Genomic DNA, 26,534 nt, shown 5'->3' with positions numbered 1-26,534 from the left:
ACTCATGGCTGACGTTGCTCTGCGGAAAGTAGTTAAGCGTTACGACGATGTCGAAGCCGTGCGAGGCATCGACCTCGACATCGCCGACCATGAGTTCATCGTGCTGGTCGGCCCCTCCGGCTGCGGCAAGTCGACGACGCTGCGGATGATCGCAGGGCTCGAGGACATCAGCGACGGCGACATCATGATCGGCGGCGACGTGGTCAACGACGTGCCGCCGAAGGACCGCGACATCGCCATGGTGTTCCAGAATTACGCGCTCTACCCGCACATGACGGTCGCGGAGAATATGTCGTTCGGTCTGCGCCTGAAGCACTACCCCAAGGCCGAGATCAAGGCCCGCGTGACGGAGGCAGCCCGGCTCCTCGACATCACCGACCTGATCGACCGCAAGCCGAAGCAGCTCTCCGGCGGCCAGCGCCAGCGCGTCGCCATGGGCCGCGCCATCGTGCGCAATCCCAAAGTCTTTCTCTTCGACGAGCCGCTCTCCAATCTCGACGCCAAGCTGCGCGTGCAGATGCGGATCGAGATCAAGAAGGTGCACCAGAAGGTGCGCACCACCACCGTCTACGTCACCCACGACCAGGTCGAGGCGATGACGCTGGCCGACCGCGTGGTGGTGATGAACAAGGGGCGCATCGAGCAGATCGGCACGCCGAACGAGCTCTACCACAAGCCGGCGACGCGCTTCGTCGCAGGCTTCATCGGCTCGCCGGCGATGAATTTCATCCCGTGCCGCCTCGAGGATGTCGGCGGCACGCTCCAGATCCGCCTCACCGACCGTATCGCTTTCCCGCTGCCGCCGGCCCGTGCCGCGCGATACAACGCGTTGCCGCGCACCGACAAGCTGCTGCTCGGCCTCCGGCCCGAGCATCTGACGGAGTCGCACGCGCATCTCGAGCCCGGGGTCGAGACCTTCGAGACCGTGCTCGACGTGACCGAGCCGATGGGAATGGAGACGCTGGTCTATTTCGGGCTCGACGGCACGCCGGTGTGCGGCCGCGTCAATCCCAATGCCGGCGCCAAGGACGGGGCACCCATGCGCCTGGCGATGGACCTCAACAACATGCACCTGCTAAATGAGGAAACCGGCGTCGTGTTGTGACGCCGTGAAGAAACGCTAGCAGGCAGGGAGCGATGGCGACCAACAAGAAGAAGATTTTCGTTACTCAAACTTTGTCGCAAGGGGCGCGCGCCCTCCTCACCCAGCGGGACGATATCGAGCTCGTCGAGTTTTCCAACCTGATCTCCGCGAAGGACTTTGAGGCGCTGCTGAAGAGCCATGCGCCGGTCCATGGGGTGGCGTTAGGTGCCACCGCCTTCGGCGAGACCGAGCTCGAGGCGGCCCGCGACATGAAGGTGGTGACCCGCATCGGCGTCGGCTACGACGCCGTCGACGTGCCCGCGCTCTCCCGCCGCAAGGTGCCGCTGATGGTCGCCGGCAGCGCCAACTCGCCCTCGGTCGCGGAAGCGGCGCTGTTCATGATGCTGACGCTGGCCAAGCGCGCGCAGGAGCTGCATGCCTGCGTCAAGGATGGCACATGGGCCGACCGGCTCGGCATGCTGCCGTTCGACCTCTACGGCAAGACCGTGCTGGTCATCGGGTTCGGCCGCATCGGCAGTCGTACCGCCAGGCGCTGCCTGGCGTTCGAGATGAAGGTGCAGGTCTACGATCCCTATAAGCCCGCCGCCGAAATCAAGGCCGCCGGCTGCGAGCCCATCACTGACCTCGACGCCGCGCTAGCTCACGCCGATTTCGTCACCATCCACTGCCCGAAGACGCCGGAGACCGTCGGCCTGTTCGATGCGGCGCGGATCGGCCGGATGAAGCCGAAATCCTACCTCATCAATACCGCGCGCGGCGGCATCGTGAAGGAAGCGGCGCTCTACGACGCCCTGGTGTCGGGAAAGCTCGCCGGCGCCGGTATCGACGTGTTCGAGGTGGAGCCGCCGCCGGTCAGCAACGCGCTGTTCGCGCTGTCCAACGTCATCATGGCACCGCATGTGGCCGGCGTCACGGTCGAGGCTGTCCAGCGCATGAGCGAGCAGACCGCGCGCAACATCCTGAGCGTGCTGGACGGCGATCCCATCCGGCAGAACGTGATCAATCAGGACGTGCTGGGCTGAGCGACAGGCGGACGCATGGCGCGGGCGGTCGCATCGCGTCATGAGTGACCTTAACATGTTGCGCGGACCCGGCGGCTGCGAGCGCACGGAAGCCGAGTATCGCAGACTGGCCGTCTTGGCCGGCTTCTCTTTCGCAGGGACGACTGATATCGGCTCGTTCAGCCTCATCAAATCAGGAAGGTCGGTGAGTGAAGCGGACACTGTTGTGCGCACCGCCGCACCTGCATGACAAACTCCGATTTTCCTGGAGGACCATCGGCCCATCCTGATGCCCGCTCCGGGTCACAACCGGGCTTGGGACCATTTAGCGGAGTGGCCGACGGTCTCTGCAGGTTGAAAGGCGATAATGTCCGGCGGCCCCCGACGGGAGGATTCCTTTTTGCTCGCCGGTGTTTCCTCTGTACGGTGGAGAACGGGCATGCAGGGATCACTAGGGAAAAAGATCGGTGAAGGCGCCTTCTCCGAAGCTTACGCCTGGGCGCCCGGTCAGGTGGTGAAGCTGTTCAAGGCCGGCGTCTCTCATCAGCTCGGTCGGCATGAAGCCCGAATGATCCGCGCTGTCCATGCCGCCGGCCTCCCGGTGCCGGCGGTGTTCGGCGAGGTGATCTTGGACGGGCGCTTCGGCATCGTGCTGCAGCGGCTCGACGGACCGACCCTGTGGCAGCTCTCGCGGACCGGCGCGGTGACGTTCGAACGGGCGGGAGCGATTGTCGCCGCGCTTGCCATGTCCGTTCACAAGACGCCCCCGCCGCCGGAGGTCCTCTCCCTGCGCGAGTATATGGAGGCGGAGTTGCGGCACGACGACGGCAAGCTTCCGAAGCACGTCGCCACCGATGTCCTCGCGCTGATCGAGCGCTTGTCGTCCGACGACAGGCTCTGCCATTGCGACCTGAGCCCCGGCAACGTGATCATGACGGCGGAAGGCCCAAAGCTCGTCGACTGGACTTTCGTGATGCGCGCGCCCGCCGCCGTCGACCTCGGGTTCTTGCATGTCATCCTGTCCGAGCTCGCCCCGGAAATCGCTGACAATCCCGAGCGGCCGCGCGCGACCAATGCGGCGGCGCAATCCGAATATGCGCGGCTGGCCGGCACGTCTCTCGCGGAGCTGACGGCGGCAATGGAGCCGTATTTGCCCATCGTCCGCACCTTCGTCGTCCTCGGCAACGTGGTGCCGTCCTTGCGGGAGCGGCTGATCCAACGCATTGAGGCGGGTTTGCGCTCGGAAGACTGAACAGTCTTGGTCGCGCGCGCGAGCCGTTCCTCGAGTAAACGACGCGTAAACGACGTCGTGTCCTTAATGGCATTTTCTGGGTCTTGCGATCCGGGGCACCTGGCGTGATCTGCCCGAGGCATTTGGTCCGCCACGTGCTACAACCGCTTCATCCGCTGGCGGCGGGCTGGTGTCGTCGCATGGTGACACGCTACGACAGGCTTGCCGCCAACTACCCTGCTTTCGTTCAACTGGCGTCAATCAGGCTATGGCTGCGCCTTAATGAGTTCGCGTCCTGGAAAGCATGAGTCCGCGTCCCAGAAAGTGTCCCATTTTGGTGCAGATCGAGCCCCAACTCAGCCTCAATCGAACGCGCGTAATAGGACCGGCCGCGGCGGCAGCGGGACAGACTGGCCGGCCGCGTCGAGCTGGAGGATGACCCTTGGCAGAGATCGACCCGACCGACCACGCGCTGGCGACCATCGCCAGCATTTTGGAGCACCCCGAGCCCGTCCTCGTCGTCCGCGATAGCGCGACCGAGACGGCGGTTGCCGATGAGCAGGCGGTGGCCCAGGAGCAGGTCGTTACCGACGAGCATCCTGTCGTCGAGGAGCAGCCGCTGGTGCCGGAGCACACCGATGCCGATGGCTACAGCAAGGTCGGTCCCGGCCCCATGGTGGCGATCCGTCTCAAATGGACGGTCCATCGCGGCGATGACGGCCAGTATTACGTCCACGAGACCATCGGCGAGCAGTCCGCCCCCGTGGTCAGCGGCCCGATGACGAGCGAGGCCGCTGTGCGTTTCGTCGATGCGCAGGAGGAAGAGGCCAATAAACGCTTCGAGCTGCTCCGCAGCGAGATCGCCGGCCGCAGCTCGCTCGCCGATTACGAGCGCAAGGGCGAAGCGTAAGGCAGCTAGTAGACCAGGTCTCGCTACACCTCTCCCGCAGGGAGAGGCAAACACGGAGCCCTACTTCCGCCCGAGATAATCCTTCTTCACGAGCTCGACGCCGGCGTGCCGTAGCAGGTCGTAGGCCGTGGTGACGTGAAAGAAGAACTGCGGCACGCTGAACGTCAGCAGCAGCGTCCGCCCTGTGAAGGGCAGCTCGGTGCCGTTCTTCAGCCTGAAGAAGACGTTCTGCTCCGCCGCGGCATCGATCTCCGCACGCGGCAAGCTTTCGATGAACTCGATCGACGTTGCGATACGCGCTTGAAGCCCGGCCATATCGTGCTCCAGCGCCGGCAGCGCCACCGGCTCGCGCTGCGCCAGCAGGGCCGGCGCAACGGTAGCGTGGCGGCAGGCCTCACCGACCTGCTGCGCCAGGTCGTACATGTTCGGCGCAAGGCGCATGCCGAGCAGAACCGTCGGGTTGAACTTGCGGGCCTCTGCATAAGCGACGCCCTTGTCGAGCAGCGCGGACAGGTTGCGCAAATAGGGCACGAACAGGCCGACCGAGGCCTCGTACATCGATATCGTCACCTCAAGGATTCCCTTCAATTCTGCCTCGCCCGCGACGGGCATCTGGTCTAAATCCACGTCCGAACGGCTGCACAATGACAGCTCGCGCAGGGGTAGAAAAGAGATGATCGTTCGAATCGTGGCGGCCTTGGCCGTGGTGTTGCTGGCAAACCTTTCGGCGCAAGCGCAGCAGGCGCCCTCGCGTCTCGACGAGATCGTCCAGCGCGGCACGCTGCGCGTCGGCATGACCGGCGACTACAAGCCATTCACCTACCTGGACAAGACGACGCAGCAGTTCAGCGGCTTCGACGTCGACATGGCGCAGGCGCTCGGCAAAGCCCTCGGGGTCAAGGTCGAGTTCGTGCCGACGGCTTGGCCGAAGCTGATGAAGGATTTCGAGGCCGACCAGTTCGACATCGCCATGGGCGGCGTGTCGGTCACGCTCGACCGGCAGAAGAAGGGCTTCTTCTCGACGCCGATCATGCGCGAGGGCAAGACGCCGATCACGCGCTGCGCCGACGTCGGCAAGTACCAGAGCCTCGCCGACATCGACAAGAAGGGCACCCGCATCATCGTCAATCCCGGCGGCACCAACGAGCGCTTTGCGCGTGCCAACATCAAGGATGCCGAGATCACCGTCTTCCCCGACAACACAGCGATCTTCGACGAGATCGCCAAGGGCAACGCCGATCTGATGATGACGGACGCCTCCGAGACACGCTACCAGCAGAAGCAGCACGCCGGCGTGCTGTGCGCGGTGCATCCCGAAAAGCCGTTCGACTTCTCCGAGAAGGCCTATTGGCTGCAGCGCGACATGGCGCTGAAAGCCTTCATCGACCAATGGCTGCACATTTCCATGGAAGATGGCAGCTACAAGAAGATCTACGCGGCCTGGTTCGATTAAGGCCGCGTCCTCCTGTCGCTTGCCCCGCCAAACTTTGGACCGGCCCCAGGCCTATTGAACCCGGAGCCGCCGGAAGACGACTCATACCAACGACAGTGATCTAGATCACTTTTTGCGATGTTGCCGGCGCGTAAGCGTCGGTGCGGGGACGATCTGTTGAGGAGACGGAAATGAGGAAGCTGTTGGCCGCGGCCGCATTCCTTTTGGCGAGCACCGCCGCGCAGGCGCAGTACACCTTCGAATATGGCGGGCGCACCATCCGCATCGATCCGGACCGCGGCACCGTGCAGATCCCCGGCGTGTTTGACAACACCGGCCAGGGCAAGGCCAAGAAGGCCAAGAAGAACGAGCAGGCGCCGAACCAGCAACCGCAACAAGCGACGGTCGAGCCGCAAACGCCGGCGGCGCCAGCTCCGGTTCCCGCCCCGGTCACCCCTCCGCCCGTGGCCGCGCAGCCGCCCGCACCAGCGCCCACTGCCGCAGCAGCGCCGCCACCCGCTCCGCCACCACCAGCTTCACCGACGACCACGACGGCCACTAGCACGCCGGCCGATACGCCCTTGGTGCCGCCGCCGGCACCTGCGCCTGCCACGCAGCAGGCAGCGCCGGCCGCGCCGCCTCCGCCCGCTCCGGCGCCTGCCCCCGCCCCCGTTCAGGCGGCCGCGGCGGCACCCTCTCCGGCAACCGCGCCCACACGCGATCTCAATTCACCGGTCGGCGTCTGGCTCACCGAGGAGAAGGAAGGCAAGGTCCGCATCGAGCAATGCGGCACCAACCTCTGCGGCTACTCGGTCGACAGCAAGTCGAACCAGAACGGCGAGCAGGTTCTGATCAACATGAAACCCGGCAAGGACCAGAAATGGTCCGGCCGCATCCTCGATCCGAACTCGGGCTCGACCTATGATTCGACGATCGCCATGAAGGGCACCGACCAGTTGCGCGTGCAGGGCTGCGCCTTCGGCGGCATGTTCTGCGGCGGCCAGACGTGGACGCGGGTGAACTAGAGCCTCTCGAATTCTCCAGGACCGGGTGATTCCGGGGCACGCGAAGCGTGAACCCGGCATCTCGAGAATTCCGCGTTCGGCGACGCATCGCGTTGGGGCGATGCGTCTTGTCCGGGACACAGCAGCCTTAGCCCAACGCGGCCCCGTATTCCGCGTCGGTGACCGGCTCCAGCCAGGTCGAGTAGACGCCGTCGAGCGCTTCCTGCATGGCGATGTGGCACATGCCGTTGGTCGGTGATGCGCCGTGCCAATGCACTTCGCCCGGCGGAATCCAGATGGTGTCGCCGGGGCGGATCTCGCGGATCGGGCCGCCCTTGGACTGGACGCGGCCGACGCCGGAGATGACGTAGAGCGTCTGCCCGAGCGGATGGTGATGCCAATTGGTGCGTGCGCCCGGCTCGAATGCGACGCGCGAGCAGTTCAGCCGTGCCGGTGCGGGCGCCATGATGACGGGGTCCTGCCACACGGTGCCGGTGAAGTTTTCCTTGGGCGCGCGCCGGGTCGGCCGCGTGCCTGCAACAGTGATTTCCATTGGGATTACCTCGCTGCTTCCCGACTACTTCTTGCTGGCGGCGTAGCGCGCCTTGGTCTCGGCATTCATGGGATAGAGGCCCGGCAGCACGGCGCCGTTGTTCACCTCGTTGACGATCCAGGCCTCCATGCGCTCCTGCTCGACGCCCTCGGCGAGGACGTGGTCGAGCATCGCTTGCGGGATCAGCACGCAGCCGTCCTGGTCAGCGACCACGATGTCGTTCGGAAACACGGCAACGCCGCCGCAACCGATCGGCTCGCCCCAGCCGACGAAGGTCAGGCCCGCGACGGAAGGGGGCGCGGCATAGCCGTCGCACCACACGGGAAGATTGGTGCCGAGCACGCCCTCGACGTCACGCACGACGCCGTCGGTCACGAGCGCGGTGACGCCGCGCTTGACCATGCGCGCGCAGAGGATGTCGCCGAAGATGCCGGCATCGGTGATGCCCATGGCATCGACCACGGCGATGCAGCCCTCCGGCATCGCCTCGATCGCGGTGCGGGTCGAGATCGGCGAGGACCAGGATTCCGGCGTTGCCAGGTCCTCGCGCGCCGGCACGAAGCGCAGCGTGAAAGCCGGTCCGACCAGCCGCGGCAAGCCCGGGCGCAGCGGACGGGCGCCGCGCATCCACACATTGCGCAGCCCCTTCTTCAGCAGGACCGTGGTGATGGTGGCGGTGGTGATGCCGGCGAGGGTCTTGCGGGCTTCGGGGGACAGCGACATGGACGAGAACGAGCTCCGGATAGGCGGGAAAAGAACGCGCGCATCTTGCGAGCCGCAAGCCTTGCGTCAAGGGCCTCGAGGCTGGCAATAACGCAGGGCCGCTGGGCTATTATGCGACGCGATAACAAGGCTTTATCGCTTCCCCTTGCATTAATTTATTGGACTTGCGGGCGCATTTACGCGAAGCAGGGCAAAGCGGAACTCGAACGTCGGGGGCCGCATTCTTCAGAAGCCCGATTTCGACAGCTCCATGGCCGCGACGCTTCCCCCGCCCCGCCTTTTGCCCAGTGGCGACAGCGCCGTCACGGTCGAGTTCAGCCGCACCATCGACGAGGACGCCAACCAGCGCGTGCTGGCGCTGGACAAGGCGCTCGCAGCGAGCCCAATCGACGGCATCACCGAGACGGTACCGACCTATCGCTCGCTGCTGGTGCATTACGATCCCGGCAAGATCGGTTTCGACGCGCTGGGCGAAAAGATCCTCGCGATCGCCACCCAGCCGCTGCCGCCGGTCACCAAGGCGCGCCGCTGGCGCATTCCCGTCGCCTATGGCGGCGAGCATGGCATCGATCTCGAGGATGTCGCGAAGGCGCTGGGCACCACGCCCGACGATATTGTCGCCCGGCATGTCGGCGGCGACTACAAGGTCGCCATGATCGGGTTCACGCCGGGTTGGTCCTATCTCAGTGGCCTCGACAAGTCCCTGCACATGTCGCGGCGGCAAAACCCGCGGCTGCTGACACCCGCCGGGACGATCTCGATCGGCGGCGTCCAGGCCGGCATCCAATGCCTGGCCGCCCCGAGCGGCTGGCACCTCCTGGGCCGTACGCCTGTCAGAACATATCAGCTCCATCGCAATCCGACCTTCCTCACCGAACCCGGTGATCGCGTGACTTTCTTCGCCATCGACCACAAGACGTTCGAGGAGATGGATCGCGCTGCGGAAGCCGGCGAGATCATCGCTGAGCAGGTGGTCGCATGAGCCGGCTCGTCGTCCCCAGCATCGGCCCTGCAAGCTCCGTCCAGGATGGCGGGCGCTTCGGCGCGCAGCGCTATGGCTTGACGGTGAGCGGGGCGATGGACCGGCTGTCGCTTGCGGCGGCGAACACGCTCGTCGGCAACGAGCCTTTCGCGGCCGCCGTCGAGATCGGCCCGTTCGGCGCCTCCTTCACAGCCCGCGACGGCGCCGTGCGCGTGGCGCTATCAGGCGCACCGCGCAATGCGGACGTCGCCGGAAACCCGGTCGCGATGGACACATCGGTGACGCTGAAGGATGGCGAGACGCTGACGCTCGGCTTTGCCCGCGGCGGCGCGTTCACGTATCTGGCAATCGAAGGCGCCATCAAGGGCGAGCCGGTGTTCGGCAGTCTCGCGGTGAATGCGCGCGCCGGCCTCGGCAGCCCCTACCCGCGCCCGCTCCAGGCCGGCGACGAGTTCACGGTCGATGCCGCGAGCGGTGCACCGGAGCTGCGCATCGAGCTGCCGAAGCCGGCGAGCGGCCCGATCCGCGTGGTGCTGGGGCCGCAGGACGACGAGTTCGACGAGGCCAACAAGGCGCTGTTCCTGAACAGCGAGTGGAAGATCTCGGCCACCTCCGACCGCATGGGCTACCGGCTTGAAGGCCCCGCGATCAAGCATCTGCACGGCCACAACATCGTCTCCGACGGCACGGTCAATGGCAGCATTCAGGTGCCCGGCAACGGCGCGCCGATCGCGCTGATGATGGACCGCGGCACCTCCGGTGGCTATCCGAAGATCGCAACGGTGATTACGGCCGATATCGGCCGCCTCGCGCAGACCTCGGCAGGAACCGCGTTCCGCTTCAAGGCCGTCAGCATTTCCGAAGCGCAGGACGAGGCGCGAAAATTCGCGCAGTTGATCCGCAGCCTACCCGATCGCCTGCGCTCCTCCGACACCGTCGCGCTCAACATCGAGGCGCTCAGCGATGCTAACGTGGCGGGCTATGCGGTCAGCGCGGTCGATGCCGGGACGTGGCAAGTCGCGGCGGAGCCGTAAACGGCAACAAGACCAGAGGCGGAGAGCACCCCATGAAGACAGTCGATCTTAATTGCGACCTCGGCGAAGGTTTTGGCGCGTGGGAGATGGGCAACGATGCCGCCATGATCGAGTTGGCGAGCTCGGTCAACGTCGCCTGCGGCTTCCACGCCGGGGACCCCGACATCATGCGCAGGACGGTGGAGCTGGCAAAGGCGCGCGGCGTCTCGGTCGGCGCGCATCCCGGCTACCGCGACCTGCACGGGTTCGGCCGCCACCCGATCGCAGGGCTCAAGGCCTCCGAGATCGAGAACCTCGTCGCCTACCAGATCGGCGCGCTGCAGGCGATCGCGACCGCGGCCGGCCACAAGGTCACCCATGTGAAGGCGCACGGCGCGCTCTCCAATGTCGCCTGCGAGGACGACATGACCGCGAAGGCGATCGCCGCCGGCATCAAGGCGGTCGATCCCAGCCTGATCTTCGTCGTGCTCGCCAATTCGAAACTGGTGAAGGCCGGCGAAGCGGCCAATCTGCCGATGGTGCACGAGGTGTTCGCCGACCGCGCCTACGAGGACGACGGCAATCTGGTCTCGCGCAAGAAGCCGGGCGCGGTGCTGCACGATGCCAAGGCGATCGCCGACCGCGTGGTGCGCATGGTGCAGGACGGCGCGGTGGTCTCGGTGACCGGCAAGGTGATCAAGATGCGCACGGACACGGTCTGCATCCACGGCGACACGCCGGGCGCGGTCGAGATCGCGCGTGGCGTACGTCAGGCGTTGAAGGAAGCCGGGATCGAGGTCGCGCCGTTCAAGCGCGCGTGAGATACGTAAGAAGGGTACAGGGTCGGCGCGGCGCTATGCGCCTTTGCCCACCCGACGAGAGCATCAGAATGGGTGCACCGACAGCGTCCCGAACACGATCGCCGCGATCACCGCAAACGCGCTGTACATCGCAACGTGGTGCATGCTCGCCCCGGTCCGACGCGAGAGCGAACGCGCGTAGAAGTGCAGCCTGGCTTCAGCCGATAGTGCGCGCATGGTCGATCTCCAACGCCCCATTTGCGGGAGTATGAAGGATCAAGCCGGGGGGCAGGCAAGACGGTGGCGGAAATAGCGATGCGCCTTCTCCGAGGAGACAGCATCGCAGCTGTAAATTCTCTTGAAGTGCAGGTTCCGGGAATTTTATTCGTTCAAATCCGAGCCAGTTGGAACCGGCTCGGACGACGGCGGAGTGGCAGTGGTTAGTACACGTCCGCCTGGAAGCGGCCGGTCTTCTTGAGCTCGGCAACGAAACTGACGGCCTCATCCGTCGAACGCGCGCCGAACTGGGCGACGATATCGACCAGCGCGCGCTCGACATCCTTGGCCATGCGCTTGGCATCGCCGCAGATATAGAGATGCGCGCCTTCGGCGAGCCAGGTCCACAGCTCGCGGCCGACCTCGCGCATGCGGTCCTGCACGTAGAACTTCTTCTCGCCGTCGCGCGACCAGGCCAGCGACAGGCGCGTGAGCAGCCCAGAGGTCTTCATCGCGTTGAGCTCCTCCTGGTAGAAGAAATCGCAATCGCTGCGCTGATGACCGAAGAACAGCCAGTTCTTGCCGGGCGCGCCGGTCGCCTTGCGATCGAGCAGGAAGGCGCGGAATGGCGCGATGCCGGTGCCGGGTCCGACCATGATGATCGGCGTCTTCGGGTCTTGCGGCAGGCCGAAATTGTGCGCCTTCTGCACATAGACCTTGAGCTTCTCGCCCTCGGCGATGCGCTCGCCGAGGAAGGTCGAGGCGACGCCGAGGCGCTTGCGCTTGCCGATGACGTAGCGCACCGAGTCGACTGTCAGCGACAGTTTTCCCGGCGTCGCGTTGTGCGAGGACGAGATCGAGTAAAGCCGCGGCTGCAGCGGCTCCAGCGCCTCGACGAACGCCTCCGGATGCGGCCGCGTGCCGGAAAACTTCTGCAGCGCCGCCATCACGTCGAGGGTCGCGGCATCGCCATCGGGATCCTCGCCCTGCGCCAGCGCTCGCGCCTTCTCGCGCTGCGCGCCGCCGGTGATGAAGGAGATCAGCTCGAACAGCGTGTCGGGCGCCGGCGACAGCGAGACGTCATCGATCAGCACCTCGCGCAGCGTCTTGCCGTTCACTTTGGTGGTGTGGGAGGCGCCGAGCAGCGCGATGACCTGGTCGACGAGGCCGATATCGTTGCGCGGGAAGACGCCGAAGGAATCACCAACGACATAGTCGAGCTTGCTCTCGGAGAGATCGAACTCGATGTGATAGGTCTCCTTCTCCGACTTGCCCTTGTTGAGAAGACGGCGCGACAGGAACGTCGCTTGAATCGGATTGTCGCGCGAGCGGCCGGGCTCTGCGATCGTCACGGTCACGGCCGGCGCGGCCACCGCGTCCGTCTTCTCGGGAGCTTTCGCCACGGGCGCCTTGTCGAGCTCCTCGTACAGCGACTTCAGCATCCGCGCGGTTTCCTTGCCGCCGGGAACGCACAGATTGAGCCGCGCTTCGCTGCGGCTCGCGATCGCCTCCGAATAGTCGTGGCAATTGTAGCCGCACTGGCCGCAATCCTGCTGCGCCATCGCTGCCATCATCTTGCGCCGCAGGGGGCGTCCCTCGGCGAGCTTCATCCGCTCGGCGATCGGCATGGTCTGGTCATGCCATGGCGCTTCGCCGTCATCGCCGTCGCCGGCCGCTCCCTGCATGACGGCGGCGCCCTGCTCCGCCGACAGCGGCGCGGCAACGTCCGGCGACAGCAGCCCGGCGAAGAAGCCGTTCAGCCAGGAACGCTGCGCATCGGAGAACGGCGCGCTCGCGGGAATGAGGTCGAGTTTCGGCGGTGGGGTGATCTGGTTCATGCGGACACCTGTGCATCGGCCAGCTTGCGCAGCGTCTCGCCGTCGTGGCGGCGCGCAAAAGACAGGAAGGTTTCATCGGGAGACGAGCGATGGGCGATATAGGCCTTGAGCAGATTTTCGACCGTCTTCGGTGCGTCCTCGGCCTTGAGGTCGTGATAGACTTCCTGCCCGACGTCGGCATCGGGGCCGAACCCGCCGCCGGTGAAGAGGTGATAGCCCTCGACCGTGTCTTCCTCGCCGACCGGCACACGCGCGCCAATCAGGCCGATATCGCTGATGTAGTGCTGCGCGCAGGAATGGTGACAGCCAGTGACATGGATGTTCACCGGCTTGTCCATCGCGACGCGCGGCTCGCACCAGTCGCCGATCTCGGCGGCGTGGCGCTTGGTATTGGCAGCGGCAAAGCGGCAACCGGCATTGCCCGTGCAGGCGATCAGGCCGGCGCGGATGTGCGATGCCTCGACTGCGAGCCCGATCTGCTTGATGGCCGCGACGGCAAGCTCGACATTCTCGTCGCGCACGCCTGAAAGCAGGAGGTTCTGCCAGACCGTGAGACGGATCTCGCCGTCGCCGAGATCGCGCGAAACCTTGGCGAGGCCGCGCATCTGATCGGAGGTGAGCTTGCCGAGCGTCAGCGACACGCCGATCCAGTTGAGCCCGTCCTGCTTCTGCTTGTGCACGCCGATATGGGCCAGACGGTCGGCGGCAGGCCGCGGCGCAAACGCCTCTTCCGGCACACGCGTGAACGGCTTCTTCAGCCGCTCTTCGACCAGCTTGAGGAAGCCGTCGTGGCCCATGCTGTCGAGCACGTATTTCAGCCGTGCCTTGTTGCGGTTGGTGCGGTCGCCATGATCGATGAACACGCGCACGATGGCGTCGGCGACGGCAGTCGCCTGCTCCGGCTTGACGATGATGCCGGAATATTTTGCAAAATCCTTGTGGCCGGTGATGCCGCCGAGACCGAGCCGGAACCAGATGCCGGGCTCGACGCCGAAACCGTCCTTCACCTCGTACGCGGTGAAGGCGATGTCGTTGGTCTCCTCGAGCACCGCGATCCTGCCGGCGCCGTCGAAGGCGACGTTGAACTTGCGCGGCAGGCCATAGAGCGAGCGGTCGTTGAGGATGTGATAGTGCCACTCGCGCGCATAGGGCCGCGTGTCGATGATTTCCTGCGGATCGATGCCGGCCGTCGGCGTTCCCGTCACGTTGCGGATGTTGTCGGCGCCGGAGCCGCGTGAGCACAGGCCGAGGTCCTGGATGCCTTCGATCATCCTGATCGCGTGCTTCGGCGGGATCTCGCGCAGCTGGAGATTGGCGCGCGTCGTGACGTGGCTGTAGGGACCGCAGAGCTCGTCGGCGAGATCGGCAAGGCCCGACAGCTGCCAGTGCTTCATGATGCCGTTCGGAATGCGCAGGCGGCACATGTAGGAGTCCTGCGTCGGCGCGACATAGAAGATGCCGTAATAGCGCCAGCGGAAATTGTCCGCCGGGCTCGGCGGGGTGTTGTCGCGCGCCTGCTGGCGCAGCCGCGGATAGGCGTCGAAGGGATGCTCCTCGCGCTTGAACTTCTCCTGGTCGGCAAGCTTCTTGCCCGCCGCGATCACCTTGTCCTGCGCCTTGATGTGAACGGCATCGGGACCGGTCGGCTCGGCATTCGTCTTGCCGGTGCCCGCGCCAAGGCCGCGGCCGACCCGGCTGATCTGCAGGCCCGTCGTGAAGCCTTCGAGATAGCGTTTCTGCTCGTCGGTAAAGTCGACTGAGACCGTATCGATTTTCATGGTGTGTAACGAAGCTCCTGCGGCCACCTCGGTGGCATCGACGGAAAATTGCGCGACCCGCGGGAAACTCAGCTGGCTCTGACGCCTGCTTCGCAACCCGACGGTCCGATCAGCTTCGTTGCTGTGGGACTTGGCTCAGCAGGCACCTATGACAAGCTGGCCGCAGTGCAATATTCAAGTTGCGTGCCAGCTTGGCGGAAATCAAAAATCTTGAAATTTCAGAGAGTTAAAACGAGGCCGAGTGGATCCACGCCTGGGAACTCTCCCGAAATTCGAGCAGCGCGCTCAAACATTAGCCAGGCAGGCGGTATGCTCAAAAACGACGCAACTCCGAATCAGGCCTTCCAGCGCCCGACCCCAAAGGCCTCGAGATGTCCGCGGATATCGCTCGGGTCAAACGCCGGGCCGGCAAAGGCGCCGAACGCTGCGGGAGCTTCGGCCGGCGTGCTGTTGCCGAGCGCCGCGTCGTAGAGATCGGGCCTGAACACCGCCATCGCCGTCTTGACGCCGTCAGGGGTGAGCGCCGTCTGGCCCCAGCGCACCATCTGCGCATAGAGCCAGGCGGCCTGGACCGGATCGGGCCGCCCTGCCCCTTCGCGTCCGACCAAAAGGTAGCGGCTGCTTTCGCGGAAAGTGCCATCGGGCGAAATCTTCAGGCGCCCGGTGAGGGTGCGCTGGATGACCTCTGCGTCGACGCCGATCCGTTCCGGCTGCGCCAGGATTTCCGCCGCCTCGGCCCGGTTCTCGGGATGCTCGATGAACTCGGCCGCCTTCACCGCGGCCCGCACCAGGGCTGCGACCACATCCGGATTCTTGTCGGCCCAGGTCTGGCGGACCGCCAGCACCTTCTCCGCTGCTCGGACCAGGATGTCGGAGACGAAATGCAGGATGTGGCCGATGCCGAGGTCGACCGCGATCGAGTTCCAGGGCGCGCCGACGCAGAACGCATCGACATGGCCGTTCTTGAGGCTGTCGACCATATAGGGCGGCGGCAGCACCACGAGGCGCACGTCCTCGTCGGGATCAACGCCCGCCGCGGCCATCCAGAACCGCAGCTGATAATTGTGCGTCGAGAACGGGAAGGTCATTCCGAAGGTCAGCGGCTCGGCGCCTAGCTTGCGCCTGACGGCAACGACCTTCGCCAGCGCCTTCGCGGTCGCCATCGGGTCGAAACGATCGCCCTCGATCTCCTCCATCAGCGCGGCATGGAGCGCCGGCGACACCGTGATTGCGTTGCCGTTGATGCCGAGATTGAAAGGCGCTGCGATCGGCACCTTGACGTGGCCGAGCCCCAGCGAGGACGCGATCGCGACAGGCGCCAAGAGATGCGCCGCGTCGAACAGGCCGATGTTGAGCTTGTCGCGGACGTTGGACCAGGAGACCTCGCGCACCAGCTCGACCTCGAGCCCCTCAGTGGCGGCAAATCCCTTGTCGACCGCGACGATCAGGGCGGCGGCATCGACCAGCGGAATGAACCCGATGCGGAGGGTGGCGGTCATTTCAGCATCTCCGACGCGGTGATGATCGACTGCGCAATCTCGCCGATTTTCTTCTTCTCGCGCATCGCGGTGGAGCGCAGCAGCACATAGGCCTCGTCCTCGGTCAGGCCCTTCACCTTCATCAGGATGCCCTTGGCGCGTTCGATGATCTTGCGGTCCTCGAGCTGCGACTTGGTGCGCTCCAGCTCCTCCTGGAGTTTGGCGAAGGCGTTGAAGCGGGACACGCAGAGGTCGAGGATCGGCTTGATGCGCTCCTTCTTCAGCCCGTCGACGATGTAGGCCGACACCCCCGCCTCGACCGAGGCCTGGATCGAGGCTGAATCGCTCTGGTCGACGAACATCGCGATCGGCCGCTTCACGGCGCGGCTGACCTGGAACATCGCCTCCAGCACGTCGCGGCTGGGGTTCTCCAGATCGATCAGAATGATGTCGGGGTCCACCGCATAAATACGGGCGAGCAGGCTCTGCATCTCGCGGATATGGACGACCTGGGTGAATCCGGCCTCCCGCAAACCCTCCTCCAGGATCGCGGCCCGGATCGGGCTTTCGTCGACGATCACGATTTTGGGCGACTGTTCGGCGCTCATGGCTCACTCACGGCAGGTGATTCATCCATAGCACGCCCGAACGCCCTGCAAAGGGTTGTAATTATGGGCAATTGGGACTAGCTCAGGCCGGTCAATCAGGCAGATCAGATATGGATCAGACGGCTGCGCCCAAGGTCAGCTTCGTGTCGCTCGGGTGTCCCAAGGCATTGGTGGATTCCGAGCGCATCATCACGCGCCTGCGCGCGGAGGGCTATGAGCTCGCCCGCAAGCATGACGGGGCCGATATCGTCATCGTCAACACCTGCGGTTTCCTCGACAGCGCCAAGCAGGAATCGCTCTCGGCGATCGGCGAGGCCATGGCCGAGAACGGCAAGGTGATCGTGACCGGCTGCATGGGCGCTGAACCGGAAGCGATCGAGCAGGCCTATCCCGGCGTGCTCTCCATCACCGGGCCGCAGCAATATGAGAGCGTGCTCGACGCTGTGCACCGCGCGCTGCCGCCGGCGCACAATCCGCATCTCGACCTGGTGCCGCCGCAGGGCATCAAGCTGACGCCGCGGCACTACGCGTATTTGAAGATCTCCGAGGGCTGCAACAACCGCTGCACCTTCTGCATCATCCCGAAGCTGCGCGGCGATCTCGTCTCGCGCCCGGCCAATGACGTGCTGCGCGAGGCCGAACGTCTGGTCGGCGCAGGCGTCAAGGAGCTGCTGGTGATCTCGCAGGACACCTCGGCCTATGGCGTCGACCTGAAATACGCCGAGAGCCCGTGGAAGGACCGCCAGGTCCGCGCCAAGTTCCTCGACCTCGCGCGCGAGCTCGGCGAGCTCGGGGCCTGGGTCCGGCTGCAATATGTCTACCCCTACCCGCATGTCGACGAGGTCATCGCGCTGATGAACGAGGGCAAGGTGCTGCCCTATCTCGACATCCCGTTCCAGCATGCGAGCCCCGAGGTGCTGAAGGCGATGAAGCGCCCGGCGGCGCAGGACAAGACACTGGCGCGGATCAAGCGCTGGCGCGAGGAATGCCCCGATCTCGCTTTGCGCTCGACCTTCATCGTCGGCTTCCCCGGCGAGACCGATTCCGATTTCGCCTATCTGCTCGACTGGCTCGATGAAGCCGAGATCGACCGTGTCGGCTGCTTCAAATACGAGCCGGTGGCGGGCGCCACCTCGAATGCGATCGAGAACCCCGTGCCCGAAGAGGTCAAGCAGGAGCGCTACAACGCGCTGATGGCCAGGCAGCAGAAGATCTCGGCGCGCAGGCTGAAGCGCAAGGTCGGCACGCGCCAGCAGATCATCATCGACGAGGTCGGTCCGACCGTGGCAAAGGGCCGCTCCAAGGCCGATGCGCCAGAGATCGACGGCGCGGTCTATCTCTCCAGCCGCCGCCCCTTGCGTGTCGGCGAGATCGTCACCGCGAAGATCGAGCGCGCGGACGAATACGATCTACACGGCAGCGTCGCGGGATTCTGAAGGGGCGTTTTGGGCTCACCGACGCTTCCACGTCGTCATGGCCGGGGCTTGACCCGGCCATCCACGTCCTCCCCACGCGCAAAGAACGTGGATGCCCGGGACAAGCCCGGGCAACTCCTGTGGGTACGAGAGTCCTAGCTGCTAACGTCGCCCTTCTACAGCCCCGTCACGCCAGCCACTTCGGCACCCAGCGCTCCGGCCTTGGCGCGCGGGCGAGATCGGCCTTCGCTTCGGACAGCAGCGCCGGCTCGCCATCGATGGTCGGGTGCAAATCGTATTCGAAGCTCGGCATGATGCGGCCATCGGCATGGAGGCCGAAATTCATCGCGTACCACAGCCCGAGCTCGGGCTGTGCGCGGCGCATCTCCTCGCGCAGATCGCGCAGCAGGGATTCGATCGAGGCGGCCTCCTCGAAAGGCTGCGGCCCGCGCCTCAGCACGCGCGCCTGATATTGTGCGCCGACGATGGCGATCTCGAAGCGCGTCTGGTCCCATGGCTTCTTGCCATCGGGCAGATGCGCGGCGAGTCGCCAGCCGAGCTCGGCCATCAGGCGGTGATTGGCCCAATATTCCTCGCGCTCCCGCACCCATTGTTCCATGAAGCCCCGGAAGTCGGGCAAATCCGAAGCGTCGCTCTCGGAAGGCGCCGGCTCGCCAATCGGCCGCCGTGCGAGCCACTGCGCAAGCTCGACGGTCTGACACTCGACCTCCTCATCCGGCAGGAGATCGCTCCAGGCCTTGTCGAACTGCTGCGACGTCAGTTTTGCGAGCAAGCCGTCGAGGCTCGGCGCCAGCAATTCGTAATCGCCCTCCGATCCCAGCCCGACGATCGGCGGATTGTCGCGGTCGAGACCGGCGCCATACCAGCCGCCGACGGCCGAACCATCCGGCAGTCGCATGAACAGCGAGAACCTGTCGCGCAACGGACTGCCGTCGACGATCGGCGCGGAATCGGAGAACTGGCCTTGCAAGGAGAAGCGGCCGACGCTGCCCCAGGGGCGCCCCTCGAGCCAGGCGGCAAAATCGACCAGCAGCGGCGGCGCGTCGATGCCCGGCGGAAATGCGCCGCGGATGCTGTCGAGGTCGATCGGGTAAGGCGTGTTGGACAAGGCTGAACTGTCTCGTTGGTCCCGCTACTCTTGGTCTGAGCCGAGTCGCGACCGGTTCGAACCAAATCGCGTGCTTTGATCACAAACGCGCCAGCGATGCGATGGTTGCTGCGCGACGAGCGATGAAACGGCGTGAAACAACCGGTATCGGGAGCAGGCTGCGTGAGCCATGCTGCAGCTATTCGTCACGCGCGACGTCACGACCGGCCTCGTCTGAGTGTTCAAGCTGCTGACCGACCCTTCCACAACATCGCGCTGTATTGGAATTCACCGCTGAAGCTGATGCGCGGCGAGCTGATCGACACGGCGATTGCGGATGCGGATTGGGGCAAAGGCGACAACGAGGAAGCCGCGCATTCGACCTGACCGATGCACGCTCGGCGAGCATCATGCAAAATGCCTGCTTGACAAGTTCTGCTATTCGGCTGTAGGGACGCGCCCCATGATCAACTCTCGGACCAACCTGCGCACCGAAATGCTCCGTCGTCGCTTCCGCGACGATGAGAGGGTGCGCCATGTCCGACGACGCCGCTGAACCACTGAATTCAGCCAGTTTTCGAGAAGGCCGCACCCGCAAGGTGCGGCCTTTCTGCTTTTGCGCCCGCTTTCCACCCGCCTCCAGAGGAGTTCGACATGACCACCGCCACCCATCCGTATGACGCGCTGATGGACATCACCGCACGGCCCAAGGCCGTGTTCGTCCGCGGCGCCGGCTCCTACCTCTGGGACGACAACCGCAAGCGCTATCTCGACTTCGTGCAGGGCTGGGCTGTGAACTGCCTCGGCCACTCGCCGCCCGTGATCGCCGACGCGCTTAGCGCGCAAGCCAAGCGGCTGTTGACGCCGAGCCCGGCCTTCTACAACGAGCCGAGCCTCAAGCTGGCGCAGGCGCTTGTCGAGAACAGTGCGTTCGATCAGGTGTTCTTTGCCAACTCGGGTGCGGAGGCCAATGAAGGCGCGATCAAGCTCGCGCGGAAATATGGCAGCCTGCACAAGGGCGGCGCGTTCGAGATCATCAGCTTCGAAGGCGGCTTCCACGGCAGGACGCTGGCGACGATGTCGGCCTCGGGCAAGAAGGCGTTCGCGCCGCTGTTCGAGCCGAAGGTCGCCGGCTTCAAGAAGGCGAAGCTGAACGACATTGCCTCGGTCGAGAAGCTGATCAACGACAACACCGTCGCGGTGATGCTCGAGCCGATCCAGGGTGAATCCGGCGTGTGGCCCGCGACTGATCAATTCTTGCAGCAGCTGCGCGCGCTGACCGAGGCGCACGGCCTGCTGCTCATCTTTGACGAGATCCAGACCGGCATGGGCCGGACCGGAAAACTCTTCCACTACGAGCACACCGGGATCGCACCCGACATCATGACGCTGGGCAAGGGCATCGGCGGCGGCGTGCCGCTCGCCGCCCTGCTCGCGACCGAACGCGCCTCCTGCTTCGAGCACGGCGACCAGGGCGGCACATTCAACGGCAACCCGATCATGTGCGCGGCGGGTCTTGCGGTGCTCGAGGAGATCAAGAAGCCCGACTTCCTCAAGGCGGTGACCGAGACCGGCCTCTTGCTCGAGAGCGAGTTGCGGAAGGTCTCCGCGCGGCATGGCCTGGGCGGCGTGCGCGGACGCGGGCTGCTGCTCGCGCTCGACCTCAAGCTGCCGATCGCGCCAAGCATCGTCGCGCAGGCGTTCGAAGCCGGCGTGCTGCTGAACGCACCGCAGCTTGACACGCTGCGCTTCATGCCCGCGCTGAACGTCACGAAGGCAGAGATCGCCGAGATGATCGATTGCCTCGACGGGATATTGACCAAGGCCGGCGCGGCACGGAGAGTCGCGTAAGATACGTCCCGTGCCCCGGACGCAACGCAGCGCCCCGTCGGCGGTGCGCTGCAGAGCCGGGGCCCATCTCTCCGCATCGCGCGCTGCATACGGGTCCCGGCTCAGCGCTGCAATGCTCGCGCATTGCAGCTCGTCCGGGACACGAGAGCGGACGGTGACGGAAGACCTAAGGCTTCAAGATCGACGCCCCCGTGGTCTTGCGGCTTTCGAGATCGATATGGGCCTTGGCGGCGTCCTTCAGCGCGTAGGCGTGGTTGATCGGCACGTGCAGCTTGCCGTTGATGACGGCGGCGAACAACGTGTCGGCGCCTTCCAACAGCTCCCTGCGCGTACCGACATAGTCGTTGAGCTTGGGCCGTGTCGCAAACAGCGAGCCGTGATTGTTGAGCTCGGCGATCGCGAACGGCGGCACGGGACCGGAGGCATTGCCGAACGAGACGAACATGCCGCGCGGCTTCAGGCAGGACAGCGAACCCGGGAAGGTCGCCTTGCCGACGCCGTCATAGACGACGTCGCAGCCCTCGTTGCGGCTGATCTGCTTCACGCGCGCAACGAAATCCTCCTCGTTGTAGAGGATGACGTGGTCGCAGCCGTTGGCCTCAGCAAGCTCGGCCTTCTCGCGCGAGCCGACGGTGCCGATGACATGGGCGCCGAGCGCCCGCGCCCATTGACAGGCAAGCAAGCCGATGCCGCCCGCCGCAGCATGGATCAGCACGCGATGGTGCGGCTCGACCTTGAAAGTCTTGTGCAGCAGATACCAGACGGTGAGCCCCTTCAACATCAGCACGGCGCCCTGCTCGTAGGTGATGTGGTCGGGCAGCTTGACCAGCTTCTCCCAGGGGATGTTGCGCTCGCCGGTATAGGCGCCGAGATTGTGGTAGTAGGCGACGCGGTCGCCGGGATGGAAATGCGTGACGCCAGCTCCAACCGCGACAACCTCGCCGGAAGCCTCATTGCCGGCGATGAAGGGCTGCTCCGGCGCCTTATAGAGGCCGGTGCGGTAGTAGACGTCGATGAAGTTGAGGCCCACCGCATGCTGGCGGATGCGCACCTCGCCCGGCCCAGGCGCCGGCACGTCGACGCTCTCATAGACCAGGGCTTCGGGGCCACCGACCTTGTGCACACGGATGGCTTTGGTCATCGCCTGACCTCCTCTTCTCCAGGGCTGAGCGAAAGACATCGCGCCCGCCTTGTCAACTCGACGCCGACGGGAACGACTAGACCGACTGCTTGCTGGTTTTCTTGCGGTTGCGCTTGGCCAGCACGTTGAAGAATTCGACCGCCGCCGAGAACGCAATTGCGAAATAGATGTAGCCGCGTGGAATGTGGAATTTGAATCCGTCCGCAACCAGCGCGACGCCGATCAGCACCAGGAAGGCCAGCGCCAGCATCTTCGTGGTCGGATGTTCCGCGACGAATCGCGACACCGGCCCGGACGAAATGTACATGACCAGGCAGGCGATCACGACGGCCGCGATCATGATCTCGATGTCCTGGGCCATGCCAATCGCGGTGATGATCGAGTCCAGCGAGAACACGATGTCGATGATCACGATCTGGACGATCACCCAGAAGAACGCGTTGCCCGCGGACCCCTCGTCGGCCTCGCCGTCATCGGCTTCGACCTCGCCGTGAATCTCGTGCGTCGCCTTTGCGATCAGGAACAGGCCGCCGCCGATCAGGATGAGATCGCGCCAGGAGAAGTCGTAGCCGGCAAACGAGAACACCGGCACGGTCAGGCCGATCAGCCAGACGAGGACGCTGAGCAGGATGATGCGAAACACGAGTGCCAGCGCGAGCCCGATCTGACGGGCGCGGTGCGCCTGCTGCTCGGGGATGCGCGAGACGATCACCGACAGGAAGATGACGTTGTCGATGCCGAGCACGATCTCGAGCGACGTCAGCGTCAGCAGCGCCGCCCAGGCTTCGGGGCTGGTCAGCAGGTGCATCACGCGAAGGATCTCGCGAGGCGGATCAAGGCATCGCTAAAGGTGATCCAGAGCGCGATGGCGCAGAGCGCGACGGTGACGCCGGTGCCGACGCGAAAATCCATCTCCAGCGTGTAGAGGCCGAGCACCGCCCAGATCGCGATCAGCGACATCGTCAGCCAGCGCAGCCGAACGACGCGGACCGGATGCAGCACATGGAACGGCACGAAGGTCAGCACGACGAGCGCGGCCACCAGCAGCGTCGACCAGAGCGGCGGCCAATGCAGCAGGAACAGGTAGAAGGCCGCCGCATTCCACAGCGCCGGGAAGCCGCGGAAATGATTGTCGTCGGCCTTCATGCGCAGATCGGCGAAATACAATGCGCTGGTGACGATGATGGCGACGCCGAGCAACGGAGCTGCGACCGGCAGCAACAGCCCGCTCGCCACAATCGCATAGGCCGGCACGAACACATAGGTGACGAAGTCGACCACGAGATCGAGCACGTCGCCCGACCAGTTCGGCTGCACGTTCTTGACGTCGAGCCGGCGCGCGATCGGCCCGTCGATCGCGTCGATGATCAGCGCGACGCCGAGCCATTGAAACATCGCCGCCCAGTGCTCGCGCACGGCCTCCAGCATCGCCAAGAGCGCGACCGCCGCACCGAACGCGGTGAAAATGTGCACCGAGAAGGCTGCGGCGCGGATCGCCGGTCTCGGCTTCAGGGAATCCTGCTGCGTGTCCATGGCTTCTGCTATCAGAATGCGACCGGTTTGCACATCCGACATTGCGGCGCACGATCGCACAATTCGTCATAAAATCAGGCAAAATCAGCGGGCTTGAATTTGCCGCGGGGCGTGTCAAATGTCGTTCCATGACAGATGCATCGACACTCCATGACGCGGCCGTGATCGGCGGCGGACCGGCGGGACTTGCGGCGGCCATCGCGCTGGCGCAAGCGGGTGCACGGACCGCGCTGGTGGCCCGGCGCGTGCCCTACGCCGACAATCGCACCACCGCGCTGCTCGGTGCCTCCATCGACCTGCTGGAGATGCTCGACGTCTGGTCGCGCTGCAAGGACAAGGCGGCAGCGCTGGAGGTCATGCGTCTCGTCGACGACACCGGCCGGCTATTCCGCAGCCCCGAGGTCCGCTTCTCCTGTCACGAAATCGGCCTCGATGCGTTCGGCTACAACATCGACAACCGCTCGCTGATGCTGGCGCTGGAGGCGCGCGCGGCTGAGCTGGCCAACCTCGTCCGCTTCGACGACGAGGCCGAAAGCGTCGTCATCGAAGCCGATGACGTCGCGGTGCGCACGGCCTCCGGACAGTTTCTCTCGGCCCGCCTGGTGGTCGGTGCCGACGGCCGGCACTCGCTGTGCCGCGAGGCCGCCGGCATCGCCGTGACGCGGCGCGAGCTGAACCAGACCGCGCTGACCTTCAACGTCGGCCACGCCCGGCCGCATCGCAATGTCTCGACCGAGTTCCACACGCCGCACGGTCCCTGCGTGTTCGTGCCCCTGCCCGGCAACCGCTCCAGCGTCGTCTGGGTCTCGGCGCCTGCGGAGGCCGAACGGCTTCGCGGCTTGAGCGATGAGGAGCTGTCCGCCGCAATCGAGAAGCAGTCGCATTCGATTCTGGGGCGCATGTCGGTCGAGCCCGGCCGTAACCTGTTCCCGCTCGCGATCGAACGTCCAAAATCCTTCGGCCGCGACCGCATCGCGCTGGTCGGCGAAGCCGCCCATGTCGTTCCGCCGATCGGCGCCCAGGGCCTCAATCTCGGCCTGCGCGATGCCGCCGACATGGCACGGCTCGCGGGCGAAGCCATCGCCTCGCGGCAGGATCCCGGCGCCGACGAGGTCCTGAAGCGTTACGAGCGCGCGCGGCGGCCGGACATTTTGAGTCGCACCTTTGCGATCGACATCGCCAACCGCTCACTGCTCAACGACTTCCTGCCGCTCCAGCCGGTCCGCGCCGTCGGCATGCACCTGCTCGGCGCCATCGGCCCGCTCCGGCGGTTTGCGATGCGCGAAGGGCTGACGCCGACGTGGCGGCGGTAGCCCGCGGGCTGACTCGCCAAGGGCGTGCTCGAACACCTCTCCCCGTTGCGGAGAGGTGCACATTCCGGCCCCTCACGGAAACGCCAGCCGCCCGCTCTGGATCGCCCACATCACGCTGGTCAGCGTGACCACGGACGCGAACGTTCCCAGCAGCACCGCCACGGAGGCAGATTCGATCCAGGCGTCGTTCTGTCGGGCGATCACGAACACATTCAGCGCCGGCGGCAGCGAGGCCATCAGGACGGCGGTGGCGGCCCAGGGCTGCGCGAACGGGCCGAACGCCAGCATCAGAGCGAACGCCGTGAGCGGATGGATCAGGAGCTTGACCGCGATCACGCCTGGCACCTCCCACGGCACCCGGTCGAACGGGCGGAGCGCCACCGTCACGCCGAGCACGAACAGCGCGGTCGGCGCGGCTGCGTTCTGGAGGAAGGTGATGGTGCGATCGAGCGCGACCGGCAGCTCGATATGAAGCGCTGCGACGGCCGCGCCAAAGCAGGCCGACATGATCAGCGGATTGAGCACGATCTGCTTCAGCACGACGCCAAAGGCGTGGACGAGCGAGGGATGATCGCGGTCGGAAAGCTCGATCAGGAGCGGCACGATCGTGAACAGGAAGATGCTGTCACAGCAGAAGATCAGCGCCGTCGGCGCCGCCGCCTTCGACCCCAGCACCGCGAGCGCCAAGCCCGGCCCCATATAGCCGATATTGCCGTAGCCGCCGGAGAGGCCGGCGAGCGTCGCTTCGCGCAGCGTCAGCCCGCCGAGCAGCTTGCCGACCATCAGCGCCAGCGTGAACGCTGCAACCGTCGACAGCGTGGTCGCTACCAGGAACGGCGGGTTATTCAATTCCGAAAACGGCGTCTTCGACATGATCGCGAACAGCAGCGCCGGCAGCGACACATAGAGGAGGAAGAAGTTCATCCAGGCGAGGCCCGATTCCGGGAGGGACTTGACCTTGCCGCACGCGAAACCAACGAAGATCAAGCCGAAATAAGGCAGCGCCAGATTGAGGATATCGACCATTGATGAAGTGTTTTCTGAAGTCTTGGGGGCTATCCGCCCCGGAAACGAAGGTTAATTCCAGACCTGGGCACTAGCATCGGCCACAATCCTGGTCTATCGACGGGGGATGATTAAAGCGCGGACCGCGAAATTCCAGATCGGACAGGTCGTTCGCCACCGGATCTTCTCGTTCCGGGGGGTGATCTTCGACATCGATCCGGAATTCAACAACACCGAGGAGTGGTGGCTGTCGATTCCCGAGGAGGTGCGGCCCCACAAGGACCAGCCGTTCTATCACCTGCTCGCGGAGAACGCGGAGTCGGAATACGTCGCCTATGTCTCGGAGCAGAACCTGTTGCCGGACGATTCCGGCGAGCCGGTCCGGCATTCTCAGGTCGCCGAGATCTTCATCAAGGACAAGGCCGGCGGCTATCGCCCGCGCAATCCCTCGCTGAACTGAAATTCGCCGTCAGCAAGCGGCAACAAAAAAGGCGCT

27 protein-coding genes and 1 pseudogene are annotated in these 26,534 nt (G+C 65.2%); 15 read left to right on the top strand and 13 right to left on the bottom strand.

What is annotated here, in order from left to right:
- Positions 1-4 precede the first annotated feature (4 nt).
- The 5 genes and pseudogenes from P6U27_RS17975 (at position 5) to P6U27_RS17955 (ending at position 4,247) form a co-directional block, all read left to right on the top strand.
- Positions 5-1,105 (top strand): ABC transporter ATP-binding protein, encoded by a 1,101-nt coding sequence (locus tag P6U27_RS17975; protein ID WP_122403235.1) that lies wholly within the window; start codon positions 5-7, stop codon positions 1,103-1,105.
- Positions 1,106-1,137: 32 nt separating this feature from the next.
- Positions 1,138-2,127 (top strand): hydroxyacid dehydrogenase, encoded by a 990-nt coding sequence (locus tag P6U27_RS17970; RefSeq protein ID WP_122403234.1) that lies wholly within the window; start codon positions 1,138-1,140, stop codon positions 2,125-2,127.
- A gap of 346 nt (positions 2,128-2,473) precedes the next feature.
- Positions 2,474-3,358 (top strand): aminoglycoside phosphotransferase family protein, encoded by an 885-nt coding sequence (locus tag P6U27_RS17965; RefSeq protein ID WP_244607651.1) that lies wholly within the window; start codon positions 2,474-2,476, stop codon positions 3,356-3,358.
- Positions 3,330-3,532: pseudogene (locus P6U27_RS17960) on the top strand (transposase); the annotation flags it as partial. The gene P6U27_RS17965 and the pseudogene P6U27_RS17960, both read left to right, overlap by 29 nt.
- Positions 3,533-3,779: 247 nt before the next feature.
- Positions 3,780-4,247 carry a hypothetical protein gene (locus P6U27_RS17955; protein WP_162500273.1) on the top strand — a complete coding sequence of 156 codons (468 nt, stop codon included), beginning with the start codon at positions 3,780-3,782 and terminating at the stop codon, positions 4,245-4,247.
- A gap of 60 nt (positions 4,248-4,307) precedes the next feature.
- Here the strand turns inward: P6U27_RS17955 and P6U27_RS17950 are convergent, their stop codons facing one another.
- Positions 4,308-4,805: a DUF1993 family protein gene (locus P6U27_RS17950; RefSeq protein ID WP_122406666.1), complete on the bottom strand. Its 498-nt coding sequence runs from the start codon at positions 4,803-4,805 to the stop codon at positions 4,308-4,310.
- Positions 4,806-4,920: 115 nt separating this feature from the next.
- Between P6U27_RS17950 and P6U27_RS17945 the strand changes: the two genes are divergently transcribed.
- Together P6U27_RS17945 and P6U27_RS17940 are read left to right on the top strand one after the other, a co-directional pair.
- Positions 4,921-5,700, top strand: coding sequence for a transporter substrate-binding domain-containing protein (locus tag P6U27_RS17945; protein ID WP_122403232.1), 780 nt, complete (start codon positions 4,921-4,923; stop codon positions 5,698-5,700).
- Positions 5,701-5,870: 170 nt separating this feature from the next.
- Entirely contained in the window at positions 5,871-6,704 is an 834-nt protein-coding gene (locus tag P6U27_RS17940) for a DUF2147 domain-containing protein (RefSeq protein ID WP_122403231.1), read from the top strand.
- Positions 6,705-6,831: 127 nt separating this feature from the next.
- On the opposite strand, the gene P6U27_RS17935 is transcribed toward P6U27_RS17940, so the two are convergent.
- Both P6U27_RS17935 and P6U27_RS17930 read right to left on the bottom strand, forming a co-directional pair.
- The gene (locus tag P6U27_RS17935; RefSeq protein ID WP_209296197.1) at positions 6,832-7,236 is read right to left on the bottom strand and encodes a cupin domain-containing protein; all 405 of its coding nucleotides are present in this window, start codon (positions 7,234-7,236) and stop codon (positions 6,832-6,834) included.
- A 24-nt stretch (positions 7,237-7,260) separates the two neighbouring features.
- A complete protein-coding gene (locus P6U27_RS17930; RefSeq protein WP_027550912.1) occupies positions 7,261-7,959 on the bottom strand; it encodes a ribonuclease activity regulator RraA in 699 nt (232 codons plus the stop codon).
- Positions 7,960-8,209: 250 nt separating this feature from the next.
- On the opposite strand from P6U27_RS17930, the gene pxpB reads away from it, so the two are divergent.
- Genes pxpB through P6U27_RS17915 form a run of 3 tightly spaced genes read left to right on the top strand, consistent with a single transcriptional unit; the run spans position 8,210 to position 10,775 of the window.
- Positions 8,210-8,941 (top strand): 5-oxoprolinase subunit PxpB, encoded by a 732-nt coding sequence (gene pxpB, locus P6U27_RS17925; RefSeq protein ID WP_122403229.1) that lies wholly within the window; start codon positions 8,210-8,212, stop codon positions 8,939-8,941.
- On the top strand, positions 8,938-9,975 hold the full coding sequence (locus P6U27_RS17920) for a biotin-dependent carboxyltransferase family protein (protein WP_122403228.1): 1,038 nt from the start codon (positions 8,938-8,940) through the stop codon (positions 9,973-9,975). Before pxpB ends, P6U27_RS17920 begins: the two co-directional genes overlap by 4 nt.
- Before the next feature lie 32 nt (positions 9,976-10,007).
- Entirely contained in the window at positions 10,008-10,775 is a 768-nt protein-coding gene (locus P6U27_RS17915; protein ID WP_122403227.1) for a LamB/YcsF family protein, read from the top strand.
- 63 nt (positions 10,776-10,838) lie between these two features.
- Here the strand turns inward: P6U27_RS17915 and P6U27_RS17910 are convergent, their stop codons facing one another.
- From P6U27_RS17910 to P6U27_RS17890, 5 genes are all read right to left on the bottom strand, one after another.
- The gene (locus P6U27_RS17910) at positions 10,839-10,991 is read right to left on the bottom strand and encodes a hypothetical protein (protein ID WP_164936884.1); all 153 of its coding nucleotides are present in this window, start codon (positions 10,989-10,991) and stop codon (positions 10,839-10,841) included.
- Between the two features lie 203 nt (positions 10,992-11,194).
- Positions 11,195-12,808 carry a sulfite reductase subunit alpha gene (locus P6U27_RS17905; protein WP_122403225.1) on the bottom strand — a complete coding sequence of 538 codons (1,614 nt, stop codon included), beginning with the start codon at positions 12,806-12,808 and terminating at the stop codon, positions 11,195-11,197.
- On the bottom strand, positions 12,805-14,586 hold the full coding sequence (locus P6U27_RS17900; RefSeq protein WP_407194330.1) for a NirA family protein: 1,782 nt from the start codon (positions 14,584-14,586) through the stop codon (positions 12,805-12,807). Before P6U27_RS17900 ends, P6U27_RS17905 begins: the two co-directional genes overlap by 4 nt.
- Before the next feature lie 335 nt (positions 14,587-14,921).
- Positions 14,922-16,085: a CmpA/NrtA family ABC transporter substrate-binding protein gene (locus tag P6U27_RS17895; RefSeq protein WP_407194329.1), complete on the bottom strand. Its 1,164-nt coding sequence runs from the start codon at positions 16,083-16,085 to the stop codon at positions 14,922-14,924.
- Positions 16,082-16,672, bottom strand: a complete 591-nt coding sequence (locus P6U27_RS17890; protein WP_008564898.1) for an ANTAR domain-containing response regulator — start codon at positions 16,670-16,672, stop codon at positions 16,082-16,084. Before P6U27_RS17890 ends, P6U27_RS17895 begins: the two co-directional genes overlap by 4 nt.
- A gap of 110 nt (positions 16,673-16,782) precedes the next feature.
- Between P6U27_RS17890 and rimO the strand changes: the two genes are divergently transcribed.
- The gene (rimO, locus tag P6U27_RS17885; RefSeq protein ID WP_122403222.1) at positions 16,783-18,108 is read left to right on the top strand and encodes a 30S ribosomal protein S12 methylthiotransferase RimO; all 1,326 of its coding nucleotides are present in this window, start codon (positions 16,783-16,785) and stop codon (positions 18,106-18,108) included.
- Positions 18,109-18,274: 166 nt separating this feature from the next.
- On the opposite strand, the gene P6U27_RS17880 is transcribed toward rimO, so the two are convergent.
- Entirely contained in the window at positions 18,275-19,216 is a 942-nt protein-coding gene (locus tag P6U27_RS17880; protein WP_122403221.1) for a hypothetical protein, read from the bottom strand.
- 162 nt (positions 19,217-19,378) lie between these two features.
- Between P6U27_RS17880 and P6U27_RS17875 the strand changes: the two genes are divergently transcribed.
- Both P6U27_RS17875 and P6U27_RS17870 read left to right on the top strand, forming a co-directional pair.
- The gene (locus P6U27_RS17875) at positions 19,379-19,582 is read left to right on the top strand and encodes a hypothetical protein (RefSeq protein WP_376707312.1); all 204 of its coding nucleotides are present in this window, start codon (positions 19,379-19,381) and stop codon (positions 19,580-19,582) included.
- A 267-nt stretch (positions 19,583-19,849) separates the two neighbouring features.
- Positions 19,850-21,046, top strand: coding sequence for an acetylornithine transaminase (locus P6U27_RS17870; protein WP_407194328.1), 1,197 nt, complete (start codon positions 19,850-19,852; stop codon positions 21,044-21,046).
- 166 nt (positions 21,047-21,212) lie between these two features.
- Here P6U27_RS17870 and P6U27_RS17865 read toward each other — a convergent pair whose 3' ends face one another.
- The 3 genes from P6U27_RS17865 to pcsA all read right to left on the bottom strand — a co-directional run bounded on the left by P6U27_RS17865 (position 21,213) and on the right by pcsA (position 23,762).
- Positions 21,213-22,187, bottom strand: a complete 975-nt coding sequence (locus P6U27_RS17865; RefSeq protein WP_122403219.1) for a quinone oxidoreductase — start codon at positions 22,185-22,187, stop codon at positions 21,213-21,215.
- A 76-nt stretch (positions 22,188-22,263) separates the two neighbouring features.
- Positions 22,264-22,998, bottom strand: a complete 735-nt coding sequence (locus P6U27_RS17860; protein ID WP_122403218.1) for a TerC family protein — start codon at positions 22,996-22,998, stop codon at positions 22,264-22,266.
- Positions 22,995-23,762 (bottom strand): phosphatidylcholine synthase, encoded by a 768-nt coding sequence (gene pcsA / locus P6U27_RS17855; RefSeq protein ID WP_122403217.1) that lies wholly within the window; start codon positions 23,760-23,762, stop codon positions 22,995-22,997. The genes P6U27_RS17860 and pcsA overlap by 4 nt, the downstream gene beginning before the upstream one ends.
- An 86-nt stretch (positions 23,763-23,848) precedes the next feature.
- Here pcsA and P6U27_RS17850 point away from each other — a divergent pair, with 86 nt between their 5' ends.
- Entirely contained in the window at positions 23,849-25,033 is a 1,185-nt protein-coding gene (locus P6U27_RS17850) for a UbiH/UbiF family hydroxylase (RefSeq protein ID WP_122403216.1), read from the top strand.
- Between the two features lie 72 nt (positions 25,034-25,105).
- Here P6U27_RS17850 and P6U27_RS17845 read toward each other — a convergent pair whose 3' ends face one another.
- Positions 25,106-26,059, bottom strand: a complete 954-nt coding sequence (locus P6U27_RS17845; protein ID WP_122403215.1) for an AEC family transporter — start codon at positions 26,057-26,059, stop codon at positions 25,106-25,108.
- Positions 26,060-26,165: 106 nt separating this feature from the next.
- Between P6U27_RS17845 and hspQ the strand changes: the two genes are divergently transcribed.
- A complete protein-coding gene (hspQ, locus tag P6U27_RS17840; RefSeq protein WP_008564941.1) occupies positions 26,166-26,498 on the top strand; it encodes a heat shock protein HspQ in 333 nt (110 codons plus the stop codon).
- Positions 26,499-26,534 lie beyond the last annotated feature (36 nt).

The organism is Bradyrhizobium sp. STM 3566, assembly GCF_045571445.1.
Classification (GTDB): domain Bacteria; phylum Pseudomonadota; class Alphaproteobacteria; order Rhizobiales; family Xanthobacteraceae; genus Bradyrhizobium; species Bradyrhizobium vignae.
This window is presented reverse-complemented; position numbering and strand designations above follow the sequence as displayed.

Excerpts from the sequence above, each read along its gene's own strand:
- P6U27_RS17975 (WP_122403235.1), top strand. The coding sequence starts at position 5 with ATGGCTGACGTTGCTCTGCGGAAAGTAGTTAAGCGTTACGACGATGTC.
- P6U27_RS17970 (WP_122403234.1), top strand. The coding sequence starts at position 1,138 with ATGGCGACCAACAAGAAGAAGATTTTCGTTACTCAAACTTTGTCGCAA.
- P6U27_RS17965 (WP_244607651.1), top strand. The coding sequence starts at position 2,474 with ATGTCCGGCGGCCCCCGACGGGAGGATTCCTTTTTGCTCGCCGGTGTT.
- P6U27_RS17950 (WP_122406666.1), bottom strand. The coding sequence starts at position 4,805 with ATGTACGAGGCCTCGGTCGGCCTGTTCGTGCCCTATTTGCGCAACCTG.
- P6U27_RS17945 (WP_122403232.1), top strand. The coding sequence starts at position 4,921 with ATGATCGTTCGAATCGTGGCGGCCTTGGCCGTGGTGTTGCTGGCAAAC.
- P6U27_RS17940 (WP_122403231.1), top strand. The coding sequence starts at position 5,871 with ATGAGGAAGCTGTTGGCCGCGGCCGCATTCCTTTTGGCGAGCACCGCC.
- P6U27_RS17935 (WP_209296197.1), bottom strand. The coding sequence starts at position 7,236 with ATGGAAATCACTGTTGCAGGCACGCGGCCGACCCGGCGCGCGCCCAAG.
- P6U27_RS17930 (WP_027550912.1), bottom strand. The coding sequence starts at position 7,959 with ATGTCGCTGTCCCCCGAAGCCCGCAAGACCCTCGCCGGCATCACCACC.
- pxpB (WP_122403229.1), top strand. The coding sequence starts at position 8,210 with ATGGCCGCGACGCTTCCCCCGCCCCGCCTTTTGCCCAGTGGCGACAGC.
- P6U27_RS17920 (WP_122403228.1), top strand. The coding sequence starts at position 8,938 with ATGAGCCGGCTCGTCGTCCCCAGCATCGGCCCTGCAAGCTCCGTCCAG.
- P6U27_RS17915 (WP_122403227.1), top strand. The coding sequence starts at position 10,008 with ATGAAGACAGTCGATCTTAATTGCGACCTCGGCGAAGGTTTTGGCGCG.
- P6U27_RS17910 (WP_164936884.1), bottom strand. The coding sequence starts at position 10,991 with ATGCGCGCACTATCGGCTGAAGCCAGGCTGCACTTCTACGCGCGTTCG.
- P6U27_RS17905 (WP_122403225.1), bottom strand. The coding sequence starts at position 12,808 with ATGAACCAGATCACCCCACCGCCGAAACTCGACCTCATTCCCGCGAGC.
- P6U27_RS17900 (WP_407194330.1), bottom strand. The coding sequence starts at position 14,586 with ATGAAAATCGATACGGTCTCAGTCGACTTTACCGACGAGCAGAAACGC.
- P6U27_RS17895 (WP_407194329.1), bottom strand. The coding sequence starts at position 16,085 with ATGACCGCCACCCTCCGCATCGGGTTCATTCCGCTGGTCGATGCCGCC.
- P6U27_RS17890 (WP_008564898.1), bottom strand. The coding sequence starts at position 16,672 with ATGAGCGCCGAACAGTCGCCCAAAATCGTGATCGTCGACGAAAGCCCG.
- rimO (WP_122403222.1), top strand. The coding sequence starts at position 16,783 with ATGGATCAGACGGCTGCGCCCAAGGTCAGCTTCGTGTCGCTCGGGTGT.
- P6U27_RS17870 (WP_407194328.1), top strand. The coding sequence starts at position 19,850 with ATGACCACCGCCACCCATCCGTATGACGCGCTGATGGACATCACCGCA.
- P6U27_RS17865 (WP_122403219.1), bottom strand. The coding sequence starts at position 22,187 with ATGACCAAAGCCATCCGTGTGCACAAGGTCGGTGGCCCCGAAGCCCTG.
- pcsA (WP_122403217.1), bottom strand. The coding sequence starts at position 23,762 with ATGTCGGATGTGCAAACCGGTCGCATTCTGATAGCAGAAGCCATGGAC.
- P6U27_RS17850 (WP_122403216.1), top strand. The coding sequence starts at position 23,849 with ATGACAGATGCATCGACACTCCATGACGCGGCCGTGATCGGCGGCGGA.
- P6U27_RS17845 (WP_122403215.1), bottom strand. The coding sequence starts at position 26,059 with ATGGTCGATATCCTCAATCTGGCGCTGCCTTATTTCGGCTTGATCTTC.
- hspQ (WP_008564941.1), top strand. The coding sequence starts at position 26,166 with ATGATTAAAGCGCGGACCGCGAAATTCCAGATCGGACAGGTCGTTCGC.